The sequence below is a fragment of the Lysobacter sp. GQ73 genome, assembly GCF_059758755.1.
In genome coordinates, this window is the sequence record NZ_JCAXEE010000003.1 from 587,673 (window position 1) to 610,376 (window position 22,704).

The following is a 22,704-nucleotide window of genomic DNA, read 5'->3' on the forward strand; positions in this document are numbered from 1 at the left end:
GATTTGATTTGTGACGCCAAAACGGAAAAAGTGACGCCCAGCGGCAGCCGTTCATCGGCGACGCTTGGGATGGGTGGATCCCACGGGGAATCGTTTTGGCTTCAACAGGAAAGGCATGAAACACACGATGAGCTCTTCCGATGGCAGGCGGTACCGGCCCCTGGCGACGACTTCGTCGCAGCGCAACCGGCGCGAAGGTGGCGAATGCCTGTTCACGGCCGATCTGAGTTGGGCGCGCGACGAAGCGCCGGTCGAACCTCCCCACGGCAGCCTCAACCTGAGGCGCGTCGCCATGGCTGCCTTGCTGGCGCTGGCGGTGGTGGGGATCGTGATGATGAATGGGCCGGCCGACGCCGGTCCCGTCCGGCGCGTCGAATCGGCGCTGCCGGCGCCGGTCAGCGAAGCCGAGCCCGCGGCGGTCGACGCCGCGCGGACCGCGCAGATTTCGCCGGTCGCGTTCTGAGAACGCGGCCGGCAGGCACTCGGTGGGGGTAAGCGCCTGGATGGCGCAGTCAGGGGAAGGGAAGCTGTAAGAAGACGGAAAGGGTTATGGGGATAGCCCGATCCGCACGGTTCGAATGGCGTCGGCGCCAGGGAGGGCGTCGGTGGCCGCTCGCAGTGTCCTTATTCTCTTCCTTGGTACTTTCCTTCAGGTGCGAGGCCTTACTCGTATCCAGGTTGCCTCTCTCTGCTTTTTGTAGGAACGACATGAGTCGCGACCGCGGGGGGGCGCGCAGAGATGAAAGGCCGTCGCCGTTCGTTGAAGCGGCGTGCCCTCGCCAGGGTAGGGCGGCGCAAGCCGCGACATCGTTGTAACCATCTCGCATCCAGAGGCTGTCTCTGCATCCTGTAGGAGCGGCGTGAGTCGCGACCCCGGACGCGCAGAGATGATGAGGCCGTCGCCGGTCTTAGAAGCGGCGTTTCTTTCGCAGGGTAGAAGCGGCGCAAGCCGCGACCGCGTCGTTACGGTCTCGCGGCGCATCGTTCATCGAACGATGATCAAAGATCAAGATCAAACCCAAAGCTTCCGCCACTAAAGCGGCGGGTTACTTTCTTTTGTCTAAAGCAACAAAAGAAAGGTAACCAAAGAAAAGTGCTTTTCTTTGAATCAAGGGCCCACGCGTTCGATGCATCCGCGGTGATTTTTCATACGGGACATCCCTGTCCCGATGAAAAACGGCGCGCATCCTTGCGCGCCGCCCTCCGGGTCTTCTTTGGCCTTCGCGAATACTCTGCGACGCACGGCAACAGCAACAGCAACAGCAACAGCAACAGCAACGGCAACGGCAACGGCCAATGCCAAGGTCAAGGTCAAGGTCAAGGCCAAGGCCAAGGCCAAGGCCACCGGCCACCGGCCACCGGCCGAAATCCGAGCGTGGCGACGCGCTCTCTCTGTAGGAGCGCCGCAAGCCGCGACGTCGTTGCAACTATCTCGCGTCGTCACTCCCATCCAGGTTACCTCTGCTTCCTGTAGGAGCGACGTGAGTCGCGACAAGGGACGCGCAGAGATGACGAGGCCGTCGCCGTCCGGCGAAGCGGAGTGCTATAGCCAGGGTAGGAGCGGCGCAAGCCGCGACGTCGTTGCGACCATCTCGCGTCGTCACTCCCCTCCAGGTTACCTCTGCTTCCTGTAGGAGCGACGTGAGTCGCGACAAGGGACGCGCAGAAATGACGAGGCCGTCGCCGGTCTTAGAAGCGGCGTTTCTTTCGCAGGGTAGGAGCGGCGCAAGCCGCGACATCGCCGCCACAGTCTTGCGGCGCATATTTCAAGAAGGATCTGGATCTGGATCGGATCAAGATCAAACCCAAAGCTTCCGCCACTAAAGCGGCGGGTTACTTTCTTTTGTCTAAAGCAACAAAAGAAAGGTAACCAAAGAAAAGTGCTTTTCCTTGAATCACAAGCCCGCGCGTTCGATGCCTCCGCGGTGATTTTTCATACGGGACATCCCTGTCCCGATGAAAAACGGCGCGCATCCTTGCGCGCCGCCCTCCAAGTCTTCTTTGGCCTTCGCGAATACTCTGCGACGCACAGCAACAGTAATAGCAACAGCAACAGCAACAGCAACAGCAACAGCAACGGCAACGGCAACAGCCAAAGCCACCGGCCGAAATCCGAGCGTGGAGACGCGCTCCGTGTAGGAGCGGCGTGCGCCGCGCCCAAGGGACGCGCTGTCCCATCAATGCCTATGTGATCGGTCGCAGCGGCGCCGCTTTCGCCGGGTGGGCGGCGCAAGCCGCGCTGCGAATCCGCGGCTGGCGGCGCGGTCGACCGGGGTTGCGCGGTCGCGGCTTGCGTCGCTCCTACCCTGGGTCCGGGACTGCGTTCGACGCGATATCGATGCTGTGCGGTCGCGACTTACGTCGCTCCTGCAGAGGCTGCGGACGCGGTGCCGCGAGGTCGAGCCGAGGTAGCAGCCTGACCCGAAAACGCACCGATGGCGCAGGCGACCCGCCGAGGGCTACAACGCCAACACCCGCTCCGGCAGCCGCACCAATCCGCGCTCGGCCAGCCACTGCCACGAGCTTTCGGCGTCCTGCTCGACGTAGGCACGCGCCGAGCCGAGGCGGAAGCTGTAGCCCCAGGTGTCCATGTCTTCGAATATGCGCTCGCGGCTGGCGCCGGGGATGGCGTCGCCCATCAGGCATTGGAGCACGCACACAGCGTCCTCTTCCTCGATCGAGTCGGTGGCGTCGGTGTGGACCTCGGCGCGGCGCTCGGGCGGCAGCACGATCAGATGGGCGGCTTCGTGCAGCAGGGAATGCAAGGGGGTGTCGCCGCGGGCGTACACGGTGCTGCCGATCAGGCCGGCTTCGGTGTCGCCCCAGTAGCTGCCCGGGATCGGCTCGCCGTCGTCGACGCGCTGCAGGCGCAGATCGTAGCGTGCGAGCAGGGCGGCGACGTCGTCGAAGGCGAGGTGGGACAGGGTCAGCATGGCGCGCTTTGGCAGGGTGTTGTCGTTTGAAGCTAAGCCCGTGCTGCTGGTAACGAGTGGCGAGCAACCAGCGGTGAAGAGCGAGTAGTGGGGAGTGAGTGCCAGCGAAGAGCGGACGCGGTGGCGGCGCAGCTATGCCGATGTGTCCGGCGGATGCGCTCGTCGGTCATGCGCATCGCTGGTCTTGCGGCGATGGCGAACCGGACTCGCGGCCCGGCAAGGCGGCTTGCGCCGCCCGCTGGGCGCTCCGGCAGGTTCGCGGCCGGCAGGCCGGCCGCGCCGGTCAGGCCTGCGCCGGGTTTTCCGGCAGGGCCACCGAGATGTCGAGGACCTTGTTGTCGCCTTCTCCGATCAGGTCGACCTTGACCGATTCGGCGTCGACGTTGACGTATTTGCGGATCACCTCGAGCAATTCGCGCTGCAGCATCGGCAGATAGTCGGGGCCGCCACCGCCGCGGCCGGCGCGCTCGTGGGCGACGATGATCCGCAAACGGTCCTTGGCGACCGATGCGGTCTGCTTCTTGGCCAGCAGGAAGTCGAACAGACCCATAAGCTCAGCCTCCGAAAATCTTGCTGAAGAAGCCCTTCTTTTCCACTTGCGTGAAGCGCATCGGTCGGGTGTCGCCGAGCAGGCGGGCGACGGCGTCGTCGTAGGCCTGGGCGGCGTCGGATTCGGTTTCCAGGATCACCGGCTCGCCCTTGTTCGAAGCGTTGAGCACGTCGCCGGATTCCGGGATGACGCCGATGGTCTTGAGGCCGAGGATTTCTTCGACGTCGCCGATGCTGAGCATCTCGCCGCCTTCCACGCGCTTGGGGCTGTAGCGGGTCAGCAGCAAGTGCTCTTTGACGCGCTCGCCGTTCTCGGCGCGGCGGGTCTTGGACGACAGCAGGCCCAGGATGCGGTCGGAGTCGCGCACCGAGGAGACTTCCGGGTTGACCACGACCACCGCCTGGTCGGCGAAGTACATCGCCAGGAACGCGCCCTTCTCGATGCCGGCCGGAGAGTCGCAGACGATGTAGTCGAAGCCTTCGGCGGCGATGTCCTCGAGGACCTTCTGCACGCCTTCCTTGGTCAGCGCGTCCTTGTCGCGGGTTTGCGAGGCGGCCAGGATGTAGAGGTTGTCGAAACGCTTGTCCTTGATCAGCGCCTGCTTGAGGTTGGCTTCGCCGTTGACGACGTTGACGAAGTCGTAAACCACGCGGCGTTCGCAGCCCATGATCAGGTCGAGGTTGCGCAGGCCGACGTCGAAGTCGATCACGGCGACCTTGTGGCCGCGACGGGCGAGCCCGCAGGAAAGGCTGGCGCTGGTGGTGGTCTTGCCGACACCGCCCTTGCCCGAAGTGACTACGATGATTTCGGTCAAAACTCGTTCCTCCAATGGTGCGGCTTCAATCCAGAGCCGCAATTTTGATTTGTTCGTCTTCCAGCCAGATCTGCACGGCCTTGCCGCGCAGTTCCTTCGGGATGTCTTCGAGCACCTTGTAGTGGCCCGCGATCGCTACGAGTTCGGCATGGAACTCGCGACAGAAGATGCGGGCTTTTTCGTTGCCTTGGGCGCCGGCCAGGGCGCGGCCGCGCAGCGGGCCGTAAATGTGGACCGAGCCGTCGGCGATGACCTCGGCGCCGGCGCCGACCGTGGTCAGCACGGTCAGGTCGCGGTTGTCGGCATAGATCTGCTGGCCGGAACGGACCGGGGCGGACTGAATCATGCCCACCGACGACGCGGCCGGCGCGGCGGCGGCCGGGGCGGCCGCGCGCGACCGCGCCGGCTCCGGGGCCGGCGCGACCGCCGGGGCTTCGCGGCGCGGCGGGGGCGGGGCGGCTTCCGCGGCGGCGCCGTCGGCGCGCTCGTAGGAGGCGCGGAACTTGGCCAGCAGCGGCAAGCCCAGGGCCTGGGCCAGGCGATCGGTTTCGCTGGTGCCGTAGGCCAGGGCCACCGGCAGCACGCCGGCGGCGCGCAGGCCGTCGAGCAAGGCCTGGGCGGTGCCGGCATCCGGGGGCTGGCTGAGACCCCCGAAGTCGATCACCACCGCGGCCCGGCCGAACATGTTCGGGGCGCGCTGGACCCGGCTGCGCATCTCCTCGACCAGGCGTTCGACGTCGAGGGTGCGGATGCGCAGGTTGGCGATGCCGACCTGGCCGATCTTGAGTTCGCCGGCCTGTTCGTAATCCACGGCCACGTTCACAGGCCGGTCCCGGTAGGACGCGGCGCCTGGGCGGCGAGCGGGGCGTGCTGGACCGGCACCCGCGGGCGGGCCAGCCAGCTGGCCTCGGGGAGGGCGTCGCCATAGGTCTCGCGGACCCAGGCATAGCTGCACAGCGGTTTCATCAGCATGGCCGCGCGCACGCCAGCCTCTTCCATGACGTGCTGGCCGACTTCGCGGAAGCCGAAACTGCCATGGAACAACAGCGCCGGGTCGTTGCCGCCTTCGAGGAAGACCTCGCAGGCCAACTGCGGATAGCGCAGTTCGGCATAACTCTGGGCGTCGGCGTAGAAGGCACGGCCGACACCGCCGCCGCGGCGCCGGCTGGCGACGACGATGCGGTCGATATAGAAGAAATCCGGATAACGCTCGCGAAACCAGCGGAAATTGCTGCTGTCGTGGTCGCTGCTGGCACCGACGCCGATCAGGAATCCGGCCAGGGTGCCGTCACGTTCGGCGACGCGGAAATATTCGGCGGTGTCGAAAAAATGACGCAGACGGGCCGCATCCAGCGGCAGGATCGCGGGTCCGGCGGCATTGTTGAGGGCAAGGACGGAATCCAGCTCGTGCTCTCGCACGTCGCGGACAACGATCGACATTCCACGCTCCAAGTATTCAAAAGCCGGCACGCGTTCCGTGCCGGCGTCCCGATTATCGCATGGCGGTCGCTCCGGGGGCGAACGCCAAGTGCATGACTTCTGGACGGCTCCGGCGCGTGCCCCATACCGTTAGCATGCATTCATGCTGGCCCGCCTCACCCCCACCCAATTGATGCGCTTCGCGGGGCTGTTCACCTGGGCCATGGCCGGGTGCTGGCTGGTGACCGTGTGGCTGGAGCCCGAGGCGGTGTCGACGCTGCCCGGCAGCGGCGAGCACCCCTTCTTCCTGCTGGTCCTGCGTTGGCTGGCGGTCTACCTGACCTTCGGCGTGGTCTATTGGTGGGCCAGCCGCGGCCTGGGCCAGCGCCGGCCGGGGCCGGCCGACCATGCCCTGCTGCTGGTCCTGACCTGCTGCGCCATCGGCGCGGGCTATTACTCCAACAGCGGCATCGGCAGCATCCTGCTGATGGTCGTGGCCGGGCTGCTGCCGTGGCTGTTGCCGCTGCGGATCGGCGTGGCCTGGCTGATCCTGAGCAATCTGTCGATCATTCCGGTATTCGTGATCGCGATCCACTACCCGCTGCTGGTGGCGGTGGTGCAGTCGGTGGCCTACGCCGGCTTTTCCAGCCTGGTGTTCGTCAGTTCGCTGGTGGCGATGCAGCAGGCCCAGGCGCGCGAGGACCAGCGCCGGCTCAACGCCGAACTGCGCGCGACCCGCGCCCTGCTGGCCGAAAGCGCGCGCATCAACGAGCGCACCCGCATCTCGCGCGAGCTGCACGACCTGCTCGGTCATCACCTGACCGCGCTGAGCCTGAACCTGGAAGTCGCCGGCCACCTCTCGGAAGGGCGGGTCAAGGAGCACGTCCAGCAGGCGCATACTCTGGCCAGGTTGCTGCTGACCGACGTGCGCGAGGCGGTGAGCCAGCTGCGCGAGAACGGCGCGATCGACCTGGCCCTGGCCCTGCGCCCGCTGGCCGAAAACGTTCCGGCGCTGGATATCCGCATGGACATCGAGACGCCGCTGACCCTCGACGACCCGGAGCGCGCCCACGTGCTGCTGCGCTGCACCCAGGAAATCATCACCAACACCGTGCGCCATGCCGGCGCCGAACACCTGTGGATCGACGTGCGCCGCAACGACGGCCACATCGTCATGAGCGCGCGCGACGACGGCCGCGGCGCCGATCACCTGGTCACCGGCAACGGCCTGCGCGGCATGCGCGAGCGCCTGCAGCAATACGGCGGCCTGCTCAGCATCGAAACCCGTGCGGATGCCGGCTTCTGCCTGCAACTGACTCTGCCCGCCACCGCGGCCATCATGGCCCGCGAAGGAGCTTTGACATGATTCCCAACCCCATCCGCGTGCTGCTGGTCGACGACCAGACCCTGGTCCGCCAGGGCGTGCGCTCACTGCTGGCCCTGGCCGACGGCATCGAGGTCGTGGCCGAGGCCGGCGACGGCCGTCAGGCCGTCGAGATCATCCCGACCGTGCGCCCGGACGTGGTCCTGATGGACATGCGCATGCCGGTGATGTCGGGCCTGGAGGCGCTGCAGGCCCTGGCGCGCTCGGGCTACCTGCCGCCGACCATCATCCTGACCACCTTCGACGACGACCAACTGGTCCTGGCCGGGCTCAAGGCCGGCGCCAAGGGCTATCTGCTCAAGGACGTGTCGCTGGAGCAACTGGTCGGGGCGATTCAGGCCGTGGCCGACGGCGGTTCGCTGGTTCAGCCGGCGGTAACCCAGCGCCTGCTGTCGGGCCTGGAGCACATGCGCAACGATTTCGTCAGCCTGGACCGGCCCGACCCGCTGACCGAGCGCGAGACCGAGATCCTGCGCCTGATGGCCGGCGGCTTTTCCAACAAGGAAATCGCCAACTCGCTGGGCGTGGCCGAAGGCACGATCAAGAACCACGTGTCCAACATCCTGTCCAAGCTCGGCGTGCGCGACCGCACCCGCGCCGTGCTCAAGGCCTTCGAGCTGCAACTGGTCTGAGCATCGGTCGGCGCCGAAGCCCGCGCGGATCCGCGCGCGAGGGCGTTCGGTGCGACCGCCGCGCGCCGCGCCGGTCCGGGCGGCCGCGTCGATGCGGTGTGCGATTGACTGCAGTTGCGCATCGGCGCGCCGGCGAGGGCCGGGCGTACTCTCGCGAATGTGGCGCCTTGGCGGCGAAAAGCCGGCCGTTTCCGGGCTTTTGGGCGCGCAATGCCGGGCTCTGCACGGCCTCGGGCCTGCGACCGGCACCGTGCAAGATGCGGCCCGTCGATTTTCTTGCCTGTGATGGCTGCCCTTGCCGGGATTTATCTTGCTACGATTGTGGGTCTGCGCCCCGGCCCGATCCGGGCCCGGCCCTGGAGAACCTGAATGACCCGTCTGATCGAGATTTTGATTTCACTGGCGATCGTCGCCGTGCTGTTTCTGGTTGTCGGCGTGGTTTTGCCGTCGAGCCGCCATCTGTCGCACTCGGTTGAGACCAACCGCAAGCTGACCATCGTGTTCGACACCTTGAACAGCCTGCGTCGCTTCAAGGATTGGAACCCGCTGGTGCTGCGCGACCCGGCCATGGAGGTCAAGCTGACCGGCAAGGATGAGGGCGTGGGCGCCCGCCTGGAGTATTCGTCCAAGGAACGCGGCCTGGGCAAGGGCAGCTGGGAAATCGTCAGCAGCGAGCCGGGCAAGTCGGTCGGCTACAAGATCGTCAACGAGGAGCGCGGCGACAACAAGCGCACCGAGTTCAAGCTGCGTCCGACCGGCAAGAACAACCGCAACGTCGAGATCACCCAGACCTACGACGTCGACTACGGCTGGAACCTGCTCGGCCGTTACTCCGGCCTGTACGTCAGCAGCAACGTCGGCGAAGACATCAAGATGGGTCTGGCGCGCCTGAGCAACCTGCTGGCGACCGTTCCGAACTACGACTATTCCAAGCTCGCCGAGACCGATCCGGCCAACGCGCCGAAGGTCCTCGACCGTCCGGCCGAGAACGTGCTCAGCGTGACCGCCGCGGTCGAGCGCGACAACGAGAAGATCAAGTCGCAGATCCACTCCAACATGGAATGGATCAAGAAAGTCATCGCCGCCAACGGCCTCGAGGCGGTCGGTCCGATCCGCGTGGTGACCAACGAGTTCGGCAGCGAAACCTATTCGTTCGACGTGGTGCAGGTGGTGCGCAAGATCGGCGACACCAGCACCGAAGCGACCAAGCTCGACGTCAAGATCGACGGTGCCGGCAACCCGGTCAAGGCCGAACTGTGGCCGGCGAGCAAGGTCGTCGTCGCCTCGAGCGGCGGCCACAACATGGCCGCGCTGGCTCCGGTCCGCGACGCCGTCCGCGCCTGGGCGCTGACCCGCGGCTACACCACGACCGAGCGTCCGTACGAAGTCTGGAAGGCCGGCATCGACCAGAGCTTCGACCCGGCCCTGGGCCAGTTCGACGTGTACTGGCCGATCAAGTAATACCGGACGTGGGGGCCGCTGCGGCGGACCCGCGCTCGACGAAACGCGCCGCGGTTTTCGCGGCGCGTTTTTTTTGGGGCGCTGGTCGGCGCTGGCGCCTGTTCGGCTTCGGCTACGACTTTTGCTCTTGCTTGGAGGATGCGCCGCGAGCCGGCTGGGCCGTGGTCGCGACTCACGTCGCTCCTACAGGGGACTGATTGCGGCATTGCGGCGCAGGCGTCGCCTTTGCAGGAGCGAGCTAAGTCGCGATTGCGAGCTTTCAAGCTCGTGCTCAGGCCGGCCATAGCCCGGTCAGGGCAGGAGCGGCGCAAGCCGCGACCGCCATGTCTCCATTTCGCTTCGCCATTGTGGTTTTGTGTAGGAGCGAGGTGAGTCGCGACCGCGGAACGCGCAGGGGGCTACTTGGCCGTCGTCGTTCGTAGAAGCGGCGTGCTTTCGTCAAGGGTAGGAGTGGCGCAAGCCGCGACATCGCTGCTCGGTCTTGCTGCGCACGCTTTAAGAAAGATCTGGATCAGGATCACACCCAAAGCTTCCGCCACTAAAGCGGCGGGTTACTTTCTTTGTCTAAAGCACCAAAAGAAAGGTAACCAAAGAAGTTGCTTTTCTTTGAATCACAGGCCCGCGCGTTCGGTGCCGACGCAGGGATCTACATACGGGACATCCTTGTCCCGATGAAAAACGGCCCGCATCCCTGCGGGCCGCCCTCTGGGTCTTCTATGGCCTTCGCTGGTGTTCGGCTGCGCACAGCCAAAGCAATGCAGCGGCAACGGCGACGACAATGGAGCATGCGACGCCGCTGCATGGACATGGTTCGCCGCCCAATTCCTCTCAACCGCCACATCCGCATGGCCAAGCCCGCGCCACCGTCGGGCCCGGCTGCTATCGTGCTCCTCCGGCGGCGCCGGTTCGGCGCATATCGAGATTCCGACCCATGGCTAACCCTCCGCACGACCTTTCCTCACCCACATCGGCACCCCCAGGGGCGCGTGCGCTCTCCGCCGCCGGCGCGGTGCTGGCGGCTTTGGCGGTGGCCTTGTCGGCCTACGCCGCGCATGTCGCCGACCCGGCGGCGCAGTCGCGGTTGCAGACGGCAGCGGTGTTCGCGTTCGGTCACGGGGTGGCCCTCGCGGCGCTGGCGCCGATCGTGCGGCGTCGGCTTGCGCGGGTCGCGTTGTCGGCCTTGCTGGTCGGTGTGCTGGTGTTTTCCGGCGGCCTGGCGGCGGCGTATTTCTTCGGCGCTTCGACCCGTTTGCTGCCCTACGGCGGCAGCCTGATGATCCTGGCGTGGCTGGTCTACGCCGCCGATGCGCTGAGGCGTTGAGATGCCGCGACATGTCCGGGGGTTCGATGCCGAGGCGGCGCATGCGTATCTGAGCAAGCGCGATCGCAAGCTCGGCGCATGGATGAAGAAGGTCGATCGGCTGGAGAACGGCCCGATTCCGAGCGATCCGCGCTGGCGCCAGCGCTTCGATCCGGTCGATGCCCTGGCCCGGGCGATCTTGTTCCAGCAACTCAGCGGCAAGGCCGCCTCGACCATCGTCGGCCGGGTAGAAGCGGCGATCGGCAGCGACCGCCTGCATTACGACACGCTCGGCCGCTGCGACGACGCGGCGCTGCGCGCCTGCGGTGTGTCCGGCAACAAGCTGCTGGCCTTGCGCGACCTGTCCGCGCGCGAATCGCGCGGCGAAATCCCCGACCTGCGGCGGATGGCGACGATGGACGACGACGCGATCATCGCCGCGCTCGTGCCGATCCGCGGCATCGGCCGCTGGACGGTCGAGATGATGTTGATGTTCCGCCTCGGTCGCCCCGACATTCTGCCGATCGACGATCTCGGCATCCGCAAGGGCGCGCAACGGGTCGACCAGCTCGACGAGATGCCGGCGCCGAAGGCCCTGGCCGAACTCGGCGAACGCTGGGGGCCGTATCGCAGCTACGCCAGCCTGTACCTGTGGCGGATCGCGGATTTTTCCGATGTCGCCAAGCCCAGGACCAATCGCTCGCAGGATTGAGCGGGGCCCGGGGCGTCGGGATCGCGACGGATTCTCAGAACGAGGGCGGTTGGTAACGCCAGTGCCACGGCTCGTAGACGATGCCGTGCGGATTGTCGCGCGGGTAGCTCATGAAGTAGCCGTAGCCGCCGGCGTTGTCGCGCAGCCAGGCGAAGGCGGTGGTGTGCTCGAAGGACTCTTCCGCCGGCGGTTCGCCGGGCGTGCCGATGTCGAGGGCGAGGCCGCTGTGGTGCTCGCTGTAGCCCGGCGCGGCGTTGACGGTAAGGATTTCGTCGACGCGCAGGCCGCGCGTGAGCTTGCGTTCGAAAATGCCGAGTTGGTAATGATGGCTGCGATAACCGGAAATCGCGTCGAGAACGATGCCGTCGAGCCACGCCGCCTGGCGCAGGTGGGTCCAGGCGCGCGCGGCGCCGGGGTGCAGCCACAATGGTCGACGGAAGCGATCGACGCCGGCGTAGGCGAGGCGGTCGGGTTCGGCGACCAGGGCCAGGCCGGTGCGCGCCTCGTACCCGTCGCAGTCCAGGCCGAGGGCGGACAAGCGCTCCTCGATCCGGTCCAGCGGCAGTTCGCCGATCCGCAGCAGCCCCTCGCGTCGGTATTCGACAATGGCGTCGAGCGCATCCAGGGCGTGCTCGATGCCGTCTTCGTGGATCAGCCGCGGGACCAGAGGCAGCAGGCCCTCGGGCAGGTGGGCGGCGAGGAAACGGCCGTCGCGCTTGCGCCGCAGCACGTGGCGCGCACGCGACAGGGCGCGCGCGTCGTGGTTGCTGCGCGCGCGCAGCAGGCCGCCCGGCCAGAGTTCGATCTCGGGCGTATTGATCAACAGGTGGCCGTGGCCGCGCATGCGCTCAGATTAGCCGGCGAGGGCGCGCCGCGCCACGGCGGCGGGCCGGTGCATCGCCAGCCGAGCCGGGTCAGGCCGGCTGCTTGAAATACAGGCGGGTGCCGAGAATGCTCGGGTCGTGCTCGACCGAGACCAGCTCCCACCCGTGTTCGCCGCGCCGGTCGAGTTCTTCCTGGATGCGTTGGCGCATCGGCGACTCGAACAATTGATAGGTCAGCTCGACGACGTGATGCTTCCACTTCTGGGTCATGGGTCCTCCTCGGGAGTCGGGGTATCCGGGCGCGCCAGCCGGCCATTCTTGCGCAGGCCCTCGCGCAGGACATATTCGATCTGGGCGTTGAGCGAACGCAACTCGTCGTCGGCCCAGCGCTGCACGGCGGCGAGCACCTCGGCGTTGATGCGCAGCGGGTAGGCCTTCTTTTCGCTCACCGCCGCTGCGTCCGCTGTTCGCCGCCGGGACGCTCGCGATAGCTGCGGCGCGCGGCGCCGATCGCGAGGATCAGGGCGACGGCGAGGCCGTTGACCGCGAGCAGCAGCGCCACCACGACCACGGCGATGCGGCTTTCGTCGGCGCCGGCCCAGTAGAAGCCGGCGCCGCCCAACAGCATGGCCGCGCCGGTCGCCGTCAGCAGGCGTGCCAACTTCGCCGCGGTGCGGGCCGGGTCGGGCAGGCGCGAGGCGTCCAGGCCGTTGATCAGGTGCAGGTTGCCGCGCGCGACCAGTACCGCCGAGACCAGGATCGGCACGGCGCTGACCGCCATCGCGAGGGGGACGAGGGAGTCGTGGACCGTCATCGAAGTGCGCTCAGTACAAGGTGCCGGCGTTGACGATCGGCTGCGCGCCGCGGTCGCCGCACAGCACCACCAACAGGTTGCTGACCATGTGCGCCTTGCGCTCTTCGTCCAGTTGCACGACACCGTTCTTCTGCAGCTCCGCCAGGGCCATCTCGACCATGCCGACGGCGCCGGCGACGATCCGAGTGCGCGCGGCGATCACCGCATTGGCCTGCTGGCGCTGCAGCATGGCGTGGGCGATCTCCGGCGCGTAAGCGAGGTGGCTGATGCGCGCGTCGATCACGTTGACGCCGGCATCGGCGAGGCGGTCCTGCAGTTCTTGCTGCAGGTGCAGCGAGATCTCGGCGGCATGGCTGCGCAGCGAGAGCTGGCCGTCCTCGTGCTGATCGTAGGGGTAGCTGGTCGCCATCGCGCGCAGCGCCGATTCGGACTGGATGTGCACGAAGGTTTCGTAATCGTCGACGTTGTAGACCGCTTCGGCCGAATCGACCACCTGCCAGACGATCACCGCGGCGATCTCGATCGGGCTGCCGTCGAGTTCGTTGACCTTGAGCTTGCCGCTTTCGAAGTTGCGCACGCGCTGGCTGACCTTGCGCTTGGCGTAGAGCGGGTTGTTCCAGCGCAGGCCGTTGTCCTTGACCGTACCGATGTACTTGCCGAACAGGCTCAGCACTGCGGCCTGATTGGGCTCGATCTTGTACAGGCCGGACAGGCCGAAAAAGGCGAGGGCGCCGATTAGGATCGCCAGGATCACGCTGGTCCCGCTTTCGCTGGTGAGGCCGCCGAGGAAGGCGTAGGCGCCGACCGCGCCGAGGCCGATGCAGCCCAGCAGGACCGGAATGCCGGCGAGGGATTGGGTGGGATTCTCTTTCATGGCGTCGGCTCGGTCGTTGTCTGGTGATATTGATATCAAATTGATATCAGAAGTGGAATGGCCGGCCGTCGGAAAGGCCTGTTCGGCGGCACCGACCGTGCGCGAGCGTTATGAGGGGGCGGAACGGGGACCGCCTTCGCGGGCGGAGTGACGGCCGGGCCGGCTGGGCCGGGTCGGGCCGGGATCAGCGGCGGCGCGCGAACGCTCTCATGGGGCGATCCGGTACAGCGGCGCCGGGATGAACTCGCCGGTGGCGTAGAGGCTGCGGCCGTCCGCCGACCAGCCCAGCGCTTCGGCCTGCGGCAGCCAGGGCAGGTCGCTGACCCGCGGCCGGGCGGCGACCGCCTGGGCCCAGCTCTGGCGGGGCTGGCGCGGATACAGCAGCAGATAGCGGTAGGTCATCACCGCCAGAGTGTCGCCGTCGGGCGAGATGTCGGCGGCGGTGACCTGGCCCTGCAGCTTGGCCCGGGCCGGGTTGTTGCGGCTCAGCTGCGCATCGGGCTCGGGGATGCCGGCCAGGCCGCCGAGCCGGGTCGCGGTCTGCAGGGCGTTGCCGGCCGGCATCAGCGGCAGCGAGAACAGCTCCGGCGGCTGCCGCTTCTTGGAGATCAACAGCACTTGTTTGCGCGCGATGTCGACCGCCACCGCCTCGCAGTCGCGGGCCCCGTCGGGCCAGCGGAAGGCGATCGACCAGGCCGGCTTGAGCCGCGCGTTCTCGATCTTGGCCGGCTCTTCGATCACGTGTAGTTGCAGGCTGCGGCGCAGGCCGCCGTTGTCGCCGGTGTCGGCGATCAACAGGTATGAGCGCCCGTCGAGCTCGAACGCGGCGATGTCTTCCCAGTCGGTCTTGGTGACGCCTTCGATGCGCAGGGTCGCCAGCCGATCGCCGTTGTCGGCCACCGCGAACAGGCGTTCGGGGTTACCGCCGTCGTCGTGCATCCACAACACCCCGGGGTGGCGGCGCGAGGCCGCCAGGCCGCTGATCTCCGACAACTGCGGGTCGAGCATCATCCCCGCCAGTCGGCTGCTGCCGTGGGCGGGCGCCTCCGGCTCGTCCGAGCAGGCCGCGAGCAGCGTCGCCGCGAGCAGCAGCGCCAGTCGCCGCGCCGCGCGGGGGCGGCGAGCAGGGGAGCACTGCGGTGCGGGGGCGACGGCGCGCGACGCGGGCCGAGGACGGGCGAAGGGCATGGCCACAGCATCGCATGGCCGATGCGCGCCGCCATAGCCCGGCGCCGCGGCTATCGCGCGGAAAGTTAGACTAGGCTCATCCACCCCAGGGTTTTACGAGGATTCCGCATGACCACGCTCGGTACGCCGCTGTCCCCGCACGCTTTCCGCGTGCTCCTGCTCGGTTCGGGCGAGCTCGGCAAGGAAGTGGCGATCGAGCTGCAGCGGTTCGGAGTCGAGGTGATCGCGGCCGACCGCTACGCCGACGCGCCGGCGATGCAGGTCGCCCATCGCAGCCACGTCCTCGACATGCTCGACGGCCAGGCCATCCGCGAGCTGATCGCGGCCGAGCGGCCGCAGCTGATCGTGCCGGAAATCGAAGCCATCCATACCCAGACCCTGGTCGAGCTGGAGCAGGAATTCGCCGCGCGCGGCAGCGACACCCGGATCATCCCGACCGCGCGCGCGGCGCGCCTGACCATGGACCGCGAAGGCATCCGCCGCCTCGCCGCCGAGACCCTGGGGCTGCCGACCTCGCCCTACCGTTTCGTCGACACCGCCGAGGACTATCGCGCCGCGGTCGCCGAGCTCGGCTTGCCGTGCGTGATCAAACCGGTCATGTCGTCCTCGGGCAAGGGCCAGAGCCTGGTGCGCAGCGCCGATGCCGTCGATGCCGCCTGGGATTACGCCCAGACCGGCGGCCGCGCCGGCGCCGGCCGCGTCATCGTCGAAGGCTTCATCGACTTCGACTACGAAATCACCCTGCTGACCGTGCGCCACGCCGCCGGCACCACTTTCTGCGCACCGATCGGTCACCTGCAACGCGACGGCGATTACCGCGAAAGCTGGCAACCGCAGGCGATGGCGCCGGTGGCGCTGGCGCGGGCGCAGGAAATCGCGCGCACCATCACCGACGACCTCGGCGGCTACGGCGTGTTCGGCGTCGAGTTGTTCGTCAAGGGCGACGAGGTGTGGTTCAGCGAAGTCTCGCCGCGTCCGCACGACACCGGCCTGGTCACGCTGATCTCGCAGGACCTCAGCGAGTTCGCCCTGCACGCGCGCGCGATCCTCGGCCTGCCGATCCCGACCATCCGCGAGTTCGGCGCGTCGGCCTCGTGTGCGGTGCTCGCGCAGGGCCACGGCGTGCCGGTGTTCTCCTGCGTCGACACCGCGCTGGGCCAGGTCGATACTCAGCTGCGCTTGTTCGGCAAGCCGCGGGTCGAAGGCCAGCGCCGGGTCGCGGTGACCTTGGCGCTCGGCCAGGACGTCGACGAGGCGCGCGCCAAGGCGCGCGAGGCCGCCGCGCAGCTCAAGGTCGAATTGCGCTGACCGCCGCGCGCGGTCAGCATCGACGGATCGGCGCCGCATCGAAGGCGCCCATCCCCAGCATCCCCCGGCATCGTCGTACCGCCGCCACAGCACCGCGTCTTCACGGGAGCGCCATGAACGAGACACAGGGCTACGCCGTATTTTTCTTCCCGCAGGCGCTCGAAGCGCTCGGCGAAGCCATCCGCCCCTACCTGCTCGACGGCCCGGCCGGCGCGCACGTGCTGTGTCGCGAAATCGACACCGGCGGCGCGTTCACCGAGATGACCCTGGAAGGCCGCACCTCCGATGGCCGCGACATGTCGCTGGAACTGATGGTGCCGGGCAACATGGTGCGGATGATCGTGTCCGCGCACGGCGAAGGCGCGTTCGGCTTCGGCCCGCGCGTGGTGCGCACCGCACCGTCGCCCGGCGTGACCGCCGCGGCGACCCCGGTCGCACCGGCGCCGGTCGTCGTGCCCGGGGCCACGCCGGCGGTGCCCGATGCGCCCACGCCGGTGACCGCGAAGGACAGGCCCGAGTGAGCCGCCGAACGCCGCCTGCCGATGCAAGCGCGGCGTGCGGGACGCGGCAGCCCGCCACGGCGCCGGACGGCGCGCCGATAAGACGTCAGCCATGAGCAGGACCGATACCGTCACCTTGTATCGCCCGGTGGGGCCCGAGGAACTCGCGCTGTTGCGCCGGAGCGGGTTCAAGCGCTGGCCGCCGCGATTGCCGGAGCAGCCGATCTTCTACCCGGTCAGCAACGAGCGATACGCCGCCGAGATCGCCGAACGCTGGAACGTAAAAGACAGCGGCTACGGCGCGGTGACCCGGTTCCAGGTGCGCGCCGATTTCATGGCGCGCTACCCGCTGCAGAAGGTCGGTGGCGAGCACCACACCGAATGGTGGGTTCCGGCCGAGGAACTGGATCAGCTCAACGATCACATCGTCGGGACGATCGAGGTGATCCGGGAGTTTCACGCTACGGAATGAACCTCTGAAACCGCATGCCCCGAGACCGCACTATCGTTGGGGCGGTACTTGCACGCTCCTCACTGCCGCTGCGCAACCGTCGCCTCACTCGCGCGGCGGATGACGTGCACGGTCGCATCCGGATAGCGGACCCGGCCTATCTTGTGAGTCGCTGCGTAATCGATCGATGCCGCCTCGGGCGGAGGCGGCGCTCCCCATTCGATTCCGTCGAACTCATGTGGAAACGGCGTGCCGTTCGGATTGACGGAGTGCAGATACACCCCGTTGCTGCCGGTGTCTTCGCTTAGCGTGGCCCAGCACTGCACCGGGAACGGTCGCCCCACGCGAGTGCTTCCAGGTCGAGCATAGGCGGCAGGTCAGCTCGGCCACGCGCATCCGGTCCGACAGCGAACGATTGCCGCGGCTTCGCCAATCGACATGGGTATGCCAGAAATCGAAGAAGTCGCTGTCTGCGAGTCGGTCGAGGGACCGAGGGAGCCGGCGTTCGACGCGAGTCCAATAAGCATCCATGCGTTTGAGATAACGCCGGTCCATCGATTCGTTCTTAATCCCCAATTTCAATCCGCCAGATCCACCCACACCAGGTGGTGGTCGCTGGCTTCGGAGATCTTCGCGTCGGCGGTGTCGGGTTTCGGCCAGAACACGCCGGTGCCGCGCACGGTCCAGCCGCGCGAGGGCAGGGCGTAGTCGAGGCGCAGGGTGCCGGCCTTGGGGCCGAAGTCGCCGGTGTGCTCGGCGGTGTCGCCCTTGCGTGGGAAGCCGTAGAACTTCGCGCGTTCGGCCGCGCCTTCGCTGCGCGGGGTCCGGCTGGCGTCGACCCGCGGATGCTCCAGCAGTTGCTTGATCGAGCCCGGCACGCCGTCGCCGTCGACCGGATCGGCGTTCATGTCGCCGACGATGACGAAGCGCGCGTCCTCGGCGAGCCCGCCGCAGCGGCCCTGATCGTCGCACAGCCAGGCCGGGCTGCCGCCGTCGAGGTAGCGCGCCCACAGTTTGATTTCGTCGTGGTTGCGCGCGCCGTTGCGGTCCTCGGGGCCGTCGAACACCGGCGGGGTCGGATGCGCGGCGAGCAGATGCAGCACGCCGAACGGCGTGCGCACCGGCACGTCCCAGTGCGACTTCGACGACAGCCGCATCTGCGGCCACGCCGTCGCCGAATACCAGGGCTTGCCGGTGTCGGGATGGCGCGGCTGACGCGCGCCGGGCAGGGCGCTCCATTTGAAGGTCTGGAACGTGCGCACCGCGGCGGTGTCGATCGGATAGCGCGACAGCACCAGCATGCCGTACTGGCCGGGGTGCATGCCGTAGCCCCAGGCGTCGTTGCCGCGCGCGCGGTCGCCGCGCTGGGCATCGCCGGCCAGGCCGTCGCCGTCGAGGTCCAGGCCGCTCGGTACGCCGGTGTTGACCGGGGCCAGATAGCGGTAGGGATAGGCCAGCGCCGCGCCGCCGCCGTCCTGCGCCACCTCCAGGTAACGGCGTTGGAACAGCTCGGCCGCGCGCTGCTGCGCGTCGTAGTCGAATTCGTTGAGCAGCACGATGTCCGGACGCACCCGCTGCAGCACTGCGGCGATCTTGCGCGCGTGGCCGTCGTCGGATTCCAGGCGGCGGATCAGGCCGCCGTCGGCATCGTCGTAGAGCGAGGTGTTGTAGGTCGCCACGCGCAAGGGCGCTGCAGTCGACGCGTCTGCCTGGTCGCGGACCCAGGCCTTGGGATCGCCGTGTACGTTCACCTGGGTGCAGGCCGTCAGGAGCAGCGCGGCCAGGGCGGCGCATGCGTGGAAGGGAAGGCGGGAGGCGGGGAATCGAAGCATGCGCGCATGATGGCATGGCCTCGCCGCGGCATCGTGACAAGTCCGGGCGGGATCGCGTGCGGCGCGGCGGCCGAGCGAGCATCCGATGCGCCGGGATGCGGCCGATAACCCCGCAAACAACGACGCCCCGGCGAAGCGGGGCGTCGCGTCTAACCAAAGCGTGTCGCGGGAATTACAGGGTGCAACCGAACGCGGCGTACTGCGCCTTGCTCTGGTCCAGCGCGGTCTTGCAGGCGGTGGCCAGGCTGGCCTTGCCTTCCGGCGTACCGGCGGCCTGCTTCCAGGCGCTGCGGCTCGAATCGATGCCGCTCTGGAATGCGGCGCGCTGGGCTTCCGGCACCTTCTCGGTCAAGCAAGCCGAGATCTTGTTGAGGTAATCGTCGCATTCGGGCACGCCGACGCTGTCGACGGCAGCGGCAGCCGGAGCGGCTGCCGGGTCGGTCGCTGCCGGAGCGGCGGTATCGGCCGGCGCGGTGGCGGCCGGGGCGTCGGCGGCCGGAGCAGCGTCGGCCGGCTTGTCGGCCGGCTTGTTGCAGGCGGCCAGCGCGAGGGTGATCGCGGCGGCCAGGAACAGGGTGTTCAATTTCATTGCGGACTCCATGTGGCGTTGAGTTGGTGGGTGGCGGCTCCATTGCCATGCCTGAGCGGCGCCGTTCCCGCACGTCGTTGGTTACGACCGGGCTACGAAATACACGACCTGAATGAGACGAGTGTTACAAATGTGTAAAAACGCGCCAATCCCGGCCGTCGAAGGCCTCCAACGGACGGAAGCGGCGCTTGTAGTCCATCTTCGGATGCCCGGCGATCCAATAACCGAGGTAGAGATGGCTGCGCCGTTCGCGCCGGGCCCATTCGATCTGGCGCAGGATCGCCAGGGTGCCGAGGCTGCGGTCGGCGAACTCGGGGTCGTAGAAGGTGTAGACCGCCGACAGGGCGTTGTCGACCACGTCGGTGACCGCGACCGCGAGCAGCCGGCCGTGGCCGCGCGGCGCCGGCTCGCGTAACTCCAGGAAACGGTTTTCGCTCCAGCTGCCGATCAGGAACTGGTCGAACTCGACCGCGCCATGGCCGTCCATGCCGCCGCCGGCGTGGCGCGAGGCGAGGTAGCGCTTGTAGAGATCGAGCTGTTCCTCGTTGCGTTCGGCCGGATGCACGCGCATCTCGACCTGCGCATTGCGAGCCAGGCAGCGGCGCTGGCTGCGGTCGGGCACGAAGCGTTCGACCGGGATGCGCACCGCGACGCAGGCCCGGCAGCCGCTGCAATGCGGTCGGTAGACGATGTCGCCGGAGCGGCGGAAGCCCCAGCCCAGGGCGTGCGGATACCAGTCGCGCAGGCGCGGATCGCGCGGGTCTAGCACCAGGTCGCGGGCGACGCGCTCGGGCCAATAGCCGCAGGCGTGCTCGCCGGTGTGGAACAGGCGGAGGTCGTCGCTGTCCGGCTGCGGTTGCGTGCCCATGGGGGCAGCATAGCGCCGCATCCGTGCGCTGCGCATCGGGTCCGGTCGCTGTCTTGCCACTGAACCGGAATGGAGGCTTGTCAACCGCCCCGGGCCGGGGACGTTGATCCGGTCATCGGCGCCACGGTGGCGCCCGCCGCAGGAGTCCACGTATGAACCGTACCCCCCTCTATGTCGCCCTGTTCGCCGCGGTCGCGCTGGCCGGTGCGGCGATCGCCGCGCCGCAGGACGGCGCCGCGCCGAAGCGCGAGCGCGTCCGCATCGACGCCAACCAGGACGGCGTGATCACCCGCCAGGAAGCCGCCAAGCACCCGCGCCTGGCCGAGAAATTCGACGGTCTCGACAAGAACCGCGACGGCAAGCTCGACGCCGGCGAGCGCCCGCAGCATCGCGGCGGACGCGGACACGGCGGCCGTCACGGCGGCCATGGCGGCATCGCCGGGCTCGACACCGACGGCGACGGCCGCATCAGCCAGGCCGAGGCGGCGAAGTCGCCGCGCATCGGCGAGTCCTTCGCCAAGGTCGACCGCAACCGCGACGGCTATCTGGTGCGCAGCGAGTTGCGCGCCTACCACGAGAGCGAGCGCCCGAAGCGCGAAGCCGAGCGCGCCAAGCGTTTCGACGAGCATTTCGCCGCGGCCGACCTCAACCGCGACGGCAAGCTCAGCAAGCTCGAAGTCGACGAGAAGATGCCGCGGCTGGCGCGCAATTTCGCCTTCTTCGACGAGGATCGCGATGGCTTCCTGAGCAAGGCCGATCTCAAGCCGATGCCGCATCGCTGAGCGGGCACTGCCGCGGCCGAGCGCCGCGGCGAATGCCATCCGGCTTACGGGCGCGCTCGGCGCGCCCGTTTCTTTTTTGAAGAGCGTACACGCGCAGCGCGTCGCGCCGTCGGTGCGCGACATCGCCCAACGCGCGCCGGTTCAGTCGAAGCGTCCGGCGTGGTACAGGCTGTAGATCACCGCGGCGAGCAACACCGTCGAGCTCCATACGATCGCCTGCGGGCCCAGGACCCAGCGGTACATGCGGTCCTGGCGCGGGTCGCGTCCGCTCTCGCGGCGGATCCGATCGAAACTCGGCCCGAGCATGCGCGGCAGCGTCTTCAGATACATCCAGGCGCCCGCCACCAGGGTCAGCAGGGTCAGCGCGATGGGGACGATCCAGCCGCTGCTGAGTTCCAGCGACACCAGCAAGGCCAACGCCATCGACAGGCTGAGGCTGGTCATCTGCCAGGTCAGCCGGACGATCCGCTGGCGCTCTTGCGCGGTCCCGGCGAAGGACAGCAGATAACGCGTGGTCAACACGGTCGCGATCGTGCCGCCGATGAAACCGCTGATCAACGGCCCGACCGAGACCTCGGCCCAGCTCGCGAACCGCAGCGACAGCGCCGCTGTGTCGAGCGGCGTGCCGGTCACCGCTTCGGTCACCGGCGAGACCACCCGTTCGATCAGGAACATCGACACGCTGCCGACCAGGCCGCCCATGGTGCCGGTGATGCCGGCGCCGAACTTGCCGGCCAGGCCGGAGCCGAAGGTGCCTGCGGCGACCACCGCGGTGGTGGTGCCGGTCGGAGCGATCACGCCGAGCGCGCTGGCGACCATGGAGGTGAAGCCGACCGAGGGCGCGCTGGCGCGGGCGAACACGGCGAAGCGGTCGAGCAGTTCGCTGCGCACCGTGCTGCGCGCGCGCGACAGGCGCTTGCGCACGGCGGCGTCGCTGAGGCCCAGCAGGGCCGCGACCTGCTGCGAGCTCTGGCCTTCGCGGTAATACAGCAACAGCACTTCGCGGCTTTCGTCGGGCAGGGCCGAGATCAGTTCGGCGGCCACTTCGGTGCGTTCGGCTTCGATCAGGCGCTCGACCGTGCTCGGCTCGGGATCGGCCGCGGCGGCGATCGCCGCCTCGACGTCGTCGACGCCGCGCGGCAGTCGCTGGCGCGAACGCAGATGATCGTTGGCGAGGTTGCGGGTGATCTGGCGCAGCCAGGGCAGGAAACTCGAGGGGTTCTGCAGCTTGCGGATGTTCTGCCAGGCGCTGAGGAAGGCCTCCTGGGCGATGTCCTCGCTGGCGTGGACGTCGCGCACCATCGCCAGGGCGATCGAGGTGACCGAGTTCTGGCAGGCCGAGACGATGCGCGAATAAGCGGCGCGGTCGCCGCCGGCCGCGGCCGGCAGGTCGTGATCGATGATCGAGTGCAGGACTTCGGCGTTCATGCGGCGCTCCGGCGCATGGGCGGGCAGGACAGCGTCTCGAA

27 protein-coding genes are annotated in these 22,704 nt (G+C 67.9%); 10 read left to right on the plus strand and 17 right to left on the minus strand.

The features are described 5' to 3' along the window. The first annotated feature begins 115 nt into the window (after positions 1-115). Positions 116-463, plus strand: coding sequence for a hypothetical protein (locus tag AC6CH2_RS12470; RefSeq protein ID WP_498269493.1), 348 nt, complete (start codon positions 116-118; stop codon positions 461-463). A gap of 1,432 nt (positions 464-1,895) precedes the next feature. Here AC6CH2_RS12470 and AC6CH2_RS12475 read toward each other — a convergent pair. The 6 genes from AC6CH2_RS12475 to AC6CH2_RS12500 all read right to left on the minus strand — a co-directional run bounded on the left by AC6CH2_RS12475 (position 1,896) and on the right by AC6CH2_RS12500 (position 5,737). Next, on the minus strand, positions 1,896-2,102 hold the full coding sequence (locus AC6CH2_RS12475; RefSeq protein ID WP_498269494.1) for a hypothetical protein: 207 nt from the start codon (positions 2,100-2,102) through the stop codon (positions 1,896-1,898). Between the two features lie 357 nt (positions 2,103-2,459). Continuing rightward, entirely contained in the window at positions 2,460-2,933 is a 474-nt protein-coding gene (locus AC6CH2_RS12480) for a hypothetical protein (protein ID WP_498269495.1), read from the minus strand. Positions 2,934-3,216: 283 nt separating this feature from the next. After that, entirely contained in the window at positions 3,217-3,483 is a 267-nt protein-coding gene (gene minE / locus AC6CH2_RS12485) for a cell division topological specificity factor MinE (protein WP_408950535.1), read from the minus strand. Between the two features lie 4 nt (positions 3,484-3,487). Further along, positions 3,488-4,297: a septum site-determining protein MinD gene (minD, locus tag AC6CH2_RS12490; protein WP_408950534.1), complete on the minus strand. Its 810-nt coding sequence runs from the start codon at positions 4,295-4,297 to the stop codon at positions 3,488-3,490. Positions 4,298-4,322: 25 nt separating this feature from the next. Further along, positions 4,323-5,114: a septum site-determining protein MinC gene (gene minC / locus AC6CH2_RS12495; RefSeq protein ID WP_498269548.1), complete on the minus strand. Its 792-nt coding sequence runs from the start codon at positions 5,112-5,114 to the stop codon at positions 4,323-4,325. A 2-nt stretch (positions 5,115-5,116) separates the two neighbouring features. Continuing rightward, positions 5,117-5,737: a GNAT family N-acetyltransferase gene (locus AC6CH2_RS12500; RefSeq protein ID WP_498269496.1), complete on the minus strand. Its 621-nt coding sequence runs from the start codon at positions 5,735-5,737 to the stop codon at positions 5,117-5,119. 142 nt (positions 5,738-5,879) lie between these two features. Here AC6CH2_RS12500 and AC6CH2_RS12505 point away from each other — a divergent pair, with 142 nt between their 5' ends. From AC6CH2_RS12505 to AC6CH2_RS12525, 5 genes are all read left to right on the plus strand, one after another. Beyond that, positions 5,880-7,082, plus strand: a complete 1,203-nt coding sequence (locus AC6CH2_RS12505; protein ID WP_435397388.1) for a sensor histidine kinase — start codon at positions 5,880-5,882, stop codon at positions 7,080-7,082. Next, complete coding sequence (locus tag AC6CH2_RS12510; protein ID WP_057918692.1) at positions 7,079-7,732, plus strand: response regulator; 654 nt, start codon at positions 7,079-7,081, stop codon at positions 7,730-7,732. The genes AC6CH2_RS12505 and AC6CH2_RS12510 overlap by 4 nt, the downstream gene beginning before the upstream one ends. A 369-nt stretch (positions 7,733-8,101) precedes the next feature. Then, positions 8,102-9,193 (plus strand): polyketide cyclase, encoded by a 1,092-nt coding sequence (locus AC6CH2_RS12515; protein ID WP_498269497.1) that lies wholly within the window; start codon positions 8,102-8,104, stop codon positions 9,191-9,193. Positions 9,194-10,124: 931 nt separating this feature from the next. Beyond that, a complete protein-coding gene (locus AC6CH2_RS12520; RefSeq protein WP_498269498.1) occupies positions 10,125-10,514 on the plus strand; it encodes a DUF423 domain-containing protein in 390 nt (129 codons plus the stop codon). Position 10,515: 1 nt separating this feature from the next. After that, the gene (locus AC6CH2_RS12525) at positions 10,516-11,205 is read left to right on the plus strand and encodes a DNA-3-methyladenine glycosylase family protein (RefSeq protein ID WP_498269499.1); all 690 of its coding nucleotides are present in this window, start codon (positions 10,516-10,518) and stop codon (positions 11,203-11,205) included. A gap of 34 nt (positions 11,206-11,239) precedes the next feature. On the opposite strand, the gene AC6CH2_RS12530 is transcribed toward AC6CH2_RS12525, so the two are convergent. The 6 genes from AC6CH2_RS12530 to AC6CH2_RS12555 form a co-directional block, all read right to left on the minus strand. Continuing rightward, entirely contained in the window at positions 11,240-12,049 is an 810-nt protein-coding gene (locus tag AC6CH2_RS12530; protein ID WP_498269500.1) for a M15 family metallopeptidase, read from the minus strand. 70 nt (positions 12,050-12,119) lie between these two features. Continuing rightward, positions 12,120-12,299, minus strand: coding sequence for a hypothetical protein (locus AC6CH2_RS12535; RefSeq protein WP_498269501.1), 180 nt, complete (start codon positions 12,297-12,299; stop codon positions 12,120-12,122). Further along, positions 12,296-12,478 (minus strand): type II toxin-antitoxin system antitoxin, encoded by a 183-nt coding sequence (locus AC6CH2_RS12540; RefSeq protein ID WP_498269502.1) that lies wholly within the window; start codon positions 12,476-12,478, stop codon positions 12,296-12,298. Before AC6CH2_RS12540 ends, AC6CH2_RS12535 begins: the two co-directional genes overlap by 4 nt. Further along, entirely contained in the window at positions 12,475-12,843 is a 369-nt protein-coding gene (locus AC6CH2_RS12545) for a hypothetical protein (protein WP_498269503.1), read from the minus strand. The genes AC6CH2_RS12540 and AC6CH2_RS12545 overlap by 4 nt, the downstream gene beginning before the upstream one ends. 10 nt (positions 12,844-12,853) lie before the next feature. Continuing rightward, entirely contained in the window at positions 12,854-13,717 is an 864-nt protein-coding gene (locus AC6CH2_RS12550) for an SPFH domain-containing protein (RefSeq protein ID WP_498269504.1), read from the minus strand. A 207-nt stretch (positions 13,718-13,924) separates the two neighbouring features. Then, the gene (locus tag AC6CH2_RS12555; protein ID WP_498269505.1) at positions 13,925-14,905 is read right to left on the minus strand and encodes a hypothetical protein; all 981 of its coding nucleotides are present in this window, start codon (positions 14,903-14,905) and stop codon (positions 13,925-13,927) included. Between the two features lie 108 nt (positions 14,906-15,013). On the opposite strand from AC6CH2_RS12555, the gene purT reads away from it, so the two are divergent. The 3 genes from purT (at position 15,014) to AC6CH2_RS12570 (ending at position 17,185) form a co-directional block, all read left to right on the plus strand. Continuing rightward, positions 15,014-16,213, plus strand: a complete 1,200-nt coding sequence (gene purT, locus AC6CH2_RS12560) for a formate-dependent phosphoribosylglycinamide formyltransferase (RefSeq protein WP_498269506.1) — start codon at positions 15,014-15,016, stop codon at positions 16,211-16,213. A 113-nt stretch (positions 16,214-16,326) separates the two neighbouring features. After that, positions 16,327-16,734, plus strand: coding sequence for a hypothetical protein (locus tag AC6CH2_RS12565; RefSeq protein ID WP_498269507.1), 408 nt, complete (start codon positions 16,327-16,329; stop codon positions 16,732-16,734). A gap of 91 nt (positions 16,735-16,825) precedes the next feature. Then, complete coding sequence (locus AC6CH2_RS12570) at positions 16,826-17,185, plus strand: ADP-ribosylation/crystallin J1 (protein WP_498269508.1); 360 nt, start codon at positions 16,826-16,828, stop codon at positions 17,183-17,185. Positions 17,186-17,244: 59 nt separating this feature from the next. Here the strand turns inward: AC6CH2_RS12570 and AC6CH2_RS12575 are convergent, their stop codons facing one another. From AC6CH2_RS12575 to AC6CH2_RS12590, 4 genes are all read right to left on the minus strand, one after another. Next, complete coding sequence (locus AC6CH2_RS12575; protein ID WP_498269509.1) at positions 17,245-17,508, minus strand: hypothetical protein; 264 nt, start codon at positions 17,506-17,508, stop codon at positions 17,245-17,247. Between the two features lie 234 nt (positions 17,509-17,742). Next, complete coding sequence (locus tag AC6CH2_RS12580; RefSeq protein WP_498269510.1) at positions 17,743-18,996, minus strand: endonuclease/exonuclease/phosphatase family protein; 1,254 nt, start codon at positions 18,994-18,996, stop codon at positions 17,743-17,745. Positions 18,997-19,168: 172 nt separating this feature from the next. Then, positions 19,169-19,585 carry a hypothetical protein gene (locus AC6CH2_RS12585; protein WP_498269511.1) on the minus strand — a complete coding sequence of 139 codons (417 nt, stop codon included), beginning with the start codon at positions 19,583-19,585 and terminating at the stop codon, positions 19,169-19,171. Between the two features lie 124 nt (positions 19,586-19,709). Next, positions 19,710-20,474 carry an arginyltransferase gene (locus AC6CH2_RS12590; protein WP_498269549.1) on the minus strand — a complete coding sequence of 255 codons (765 nt, stop codon included), beginning with the start codon at positions 20,472-20,474 and terminating at the stop codon, positions 19,710-19,712. A gap of 131 nt (positions 20,475-20,605) precedes the next feature. Here AC6CH2_RS12590 and AC6CH2_RS12595 point away from each other — a divergent pair, with 131 nt between their 5' ends. Beyond that, positions 20,606-21,235 (plus strand): EF-hand domain-containing protein, encoded by a 630-nt coding sequence (locus AC6CH2_RS12595; RefSeq protein WP_498269512.1) that lies wholly within the window; start codon positions 20,606-20,608, stop codon positions 21,233-21,235. Between the two features lie 141 nt (positions 21,236-21,376). On the opposite strand, the gene AC6CH2_RS12600 is transcribed toward AC6CH2_RS12595, so the two are convergent. After that, positions 21,377-22,663: an RNA polymerase sigma factor gene (locus AC6CH2_RS12600; protein ID WP_498269513.1), complete on the minus strand. Its 1,287-nt coding sequence runs from the start codon at positions 22,661-22,663 to the stop codon at positions 21,377-21,379. Positions 22,664-22,704 lie beyond the last annotated feature (41 nt).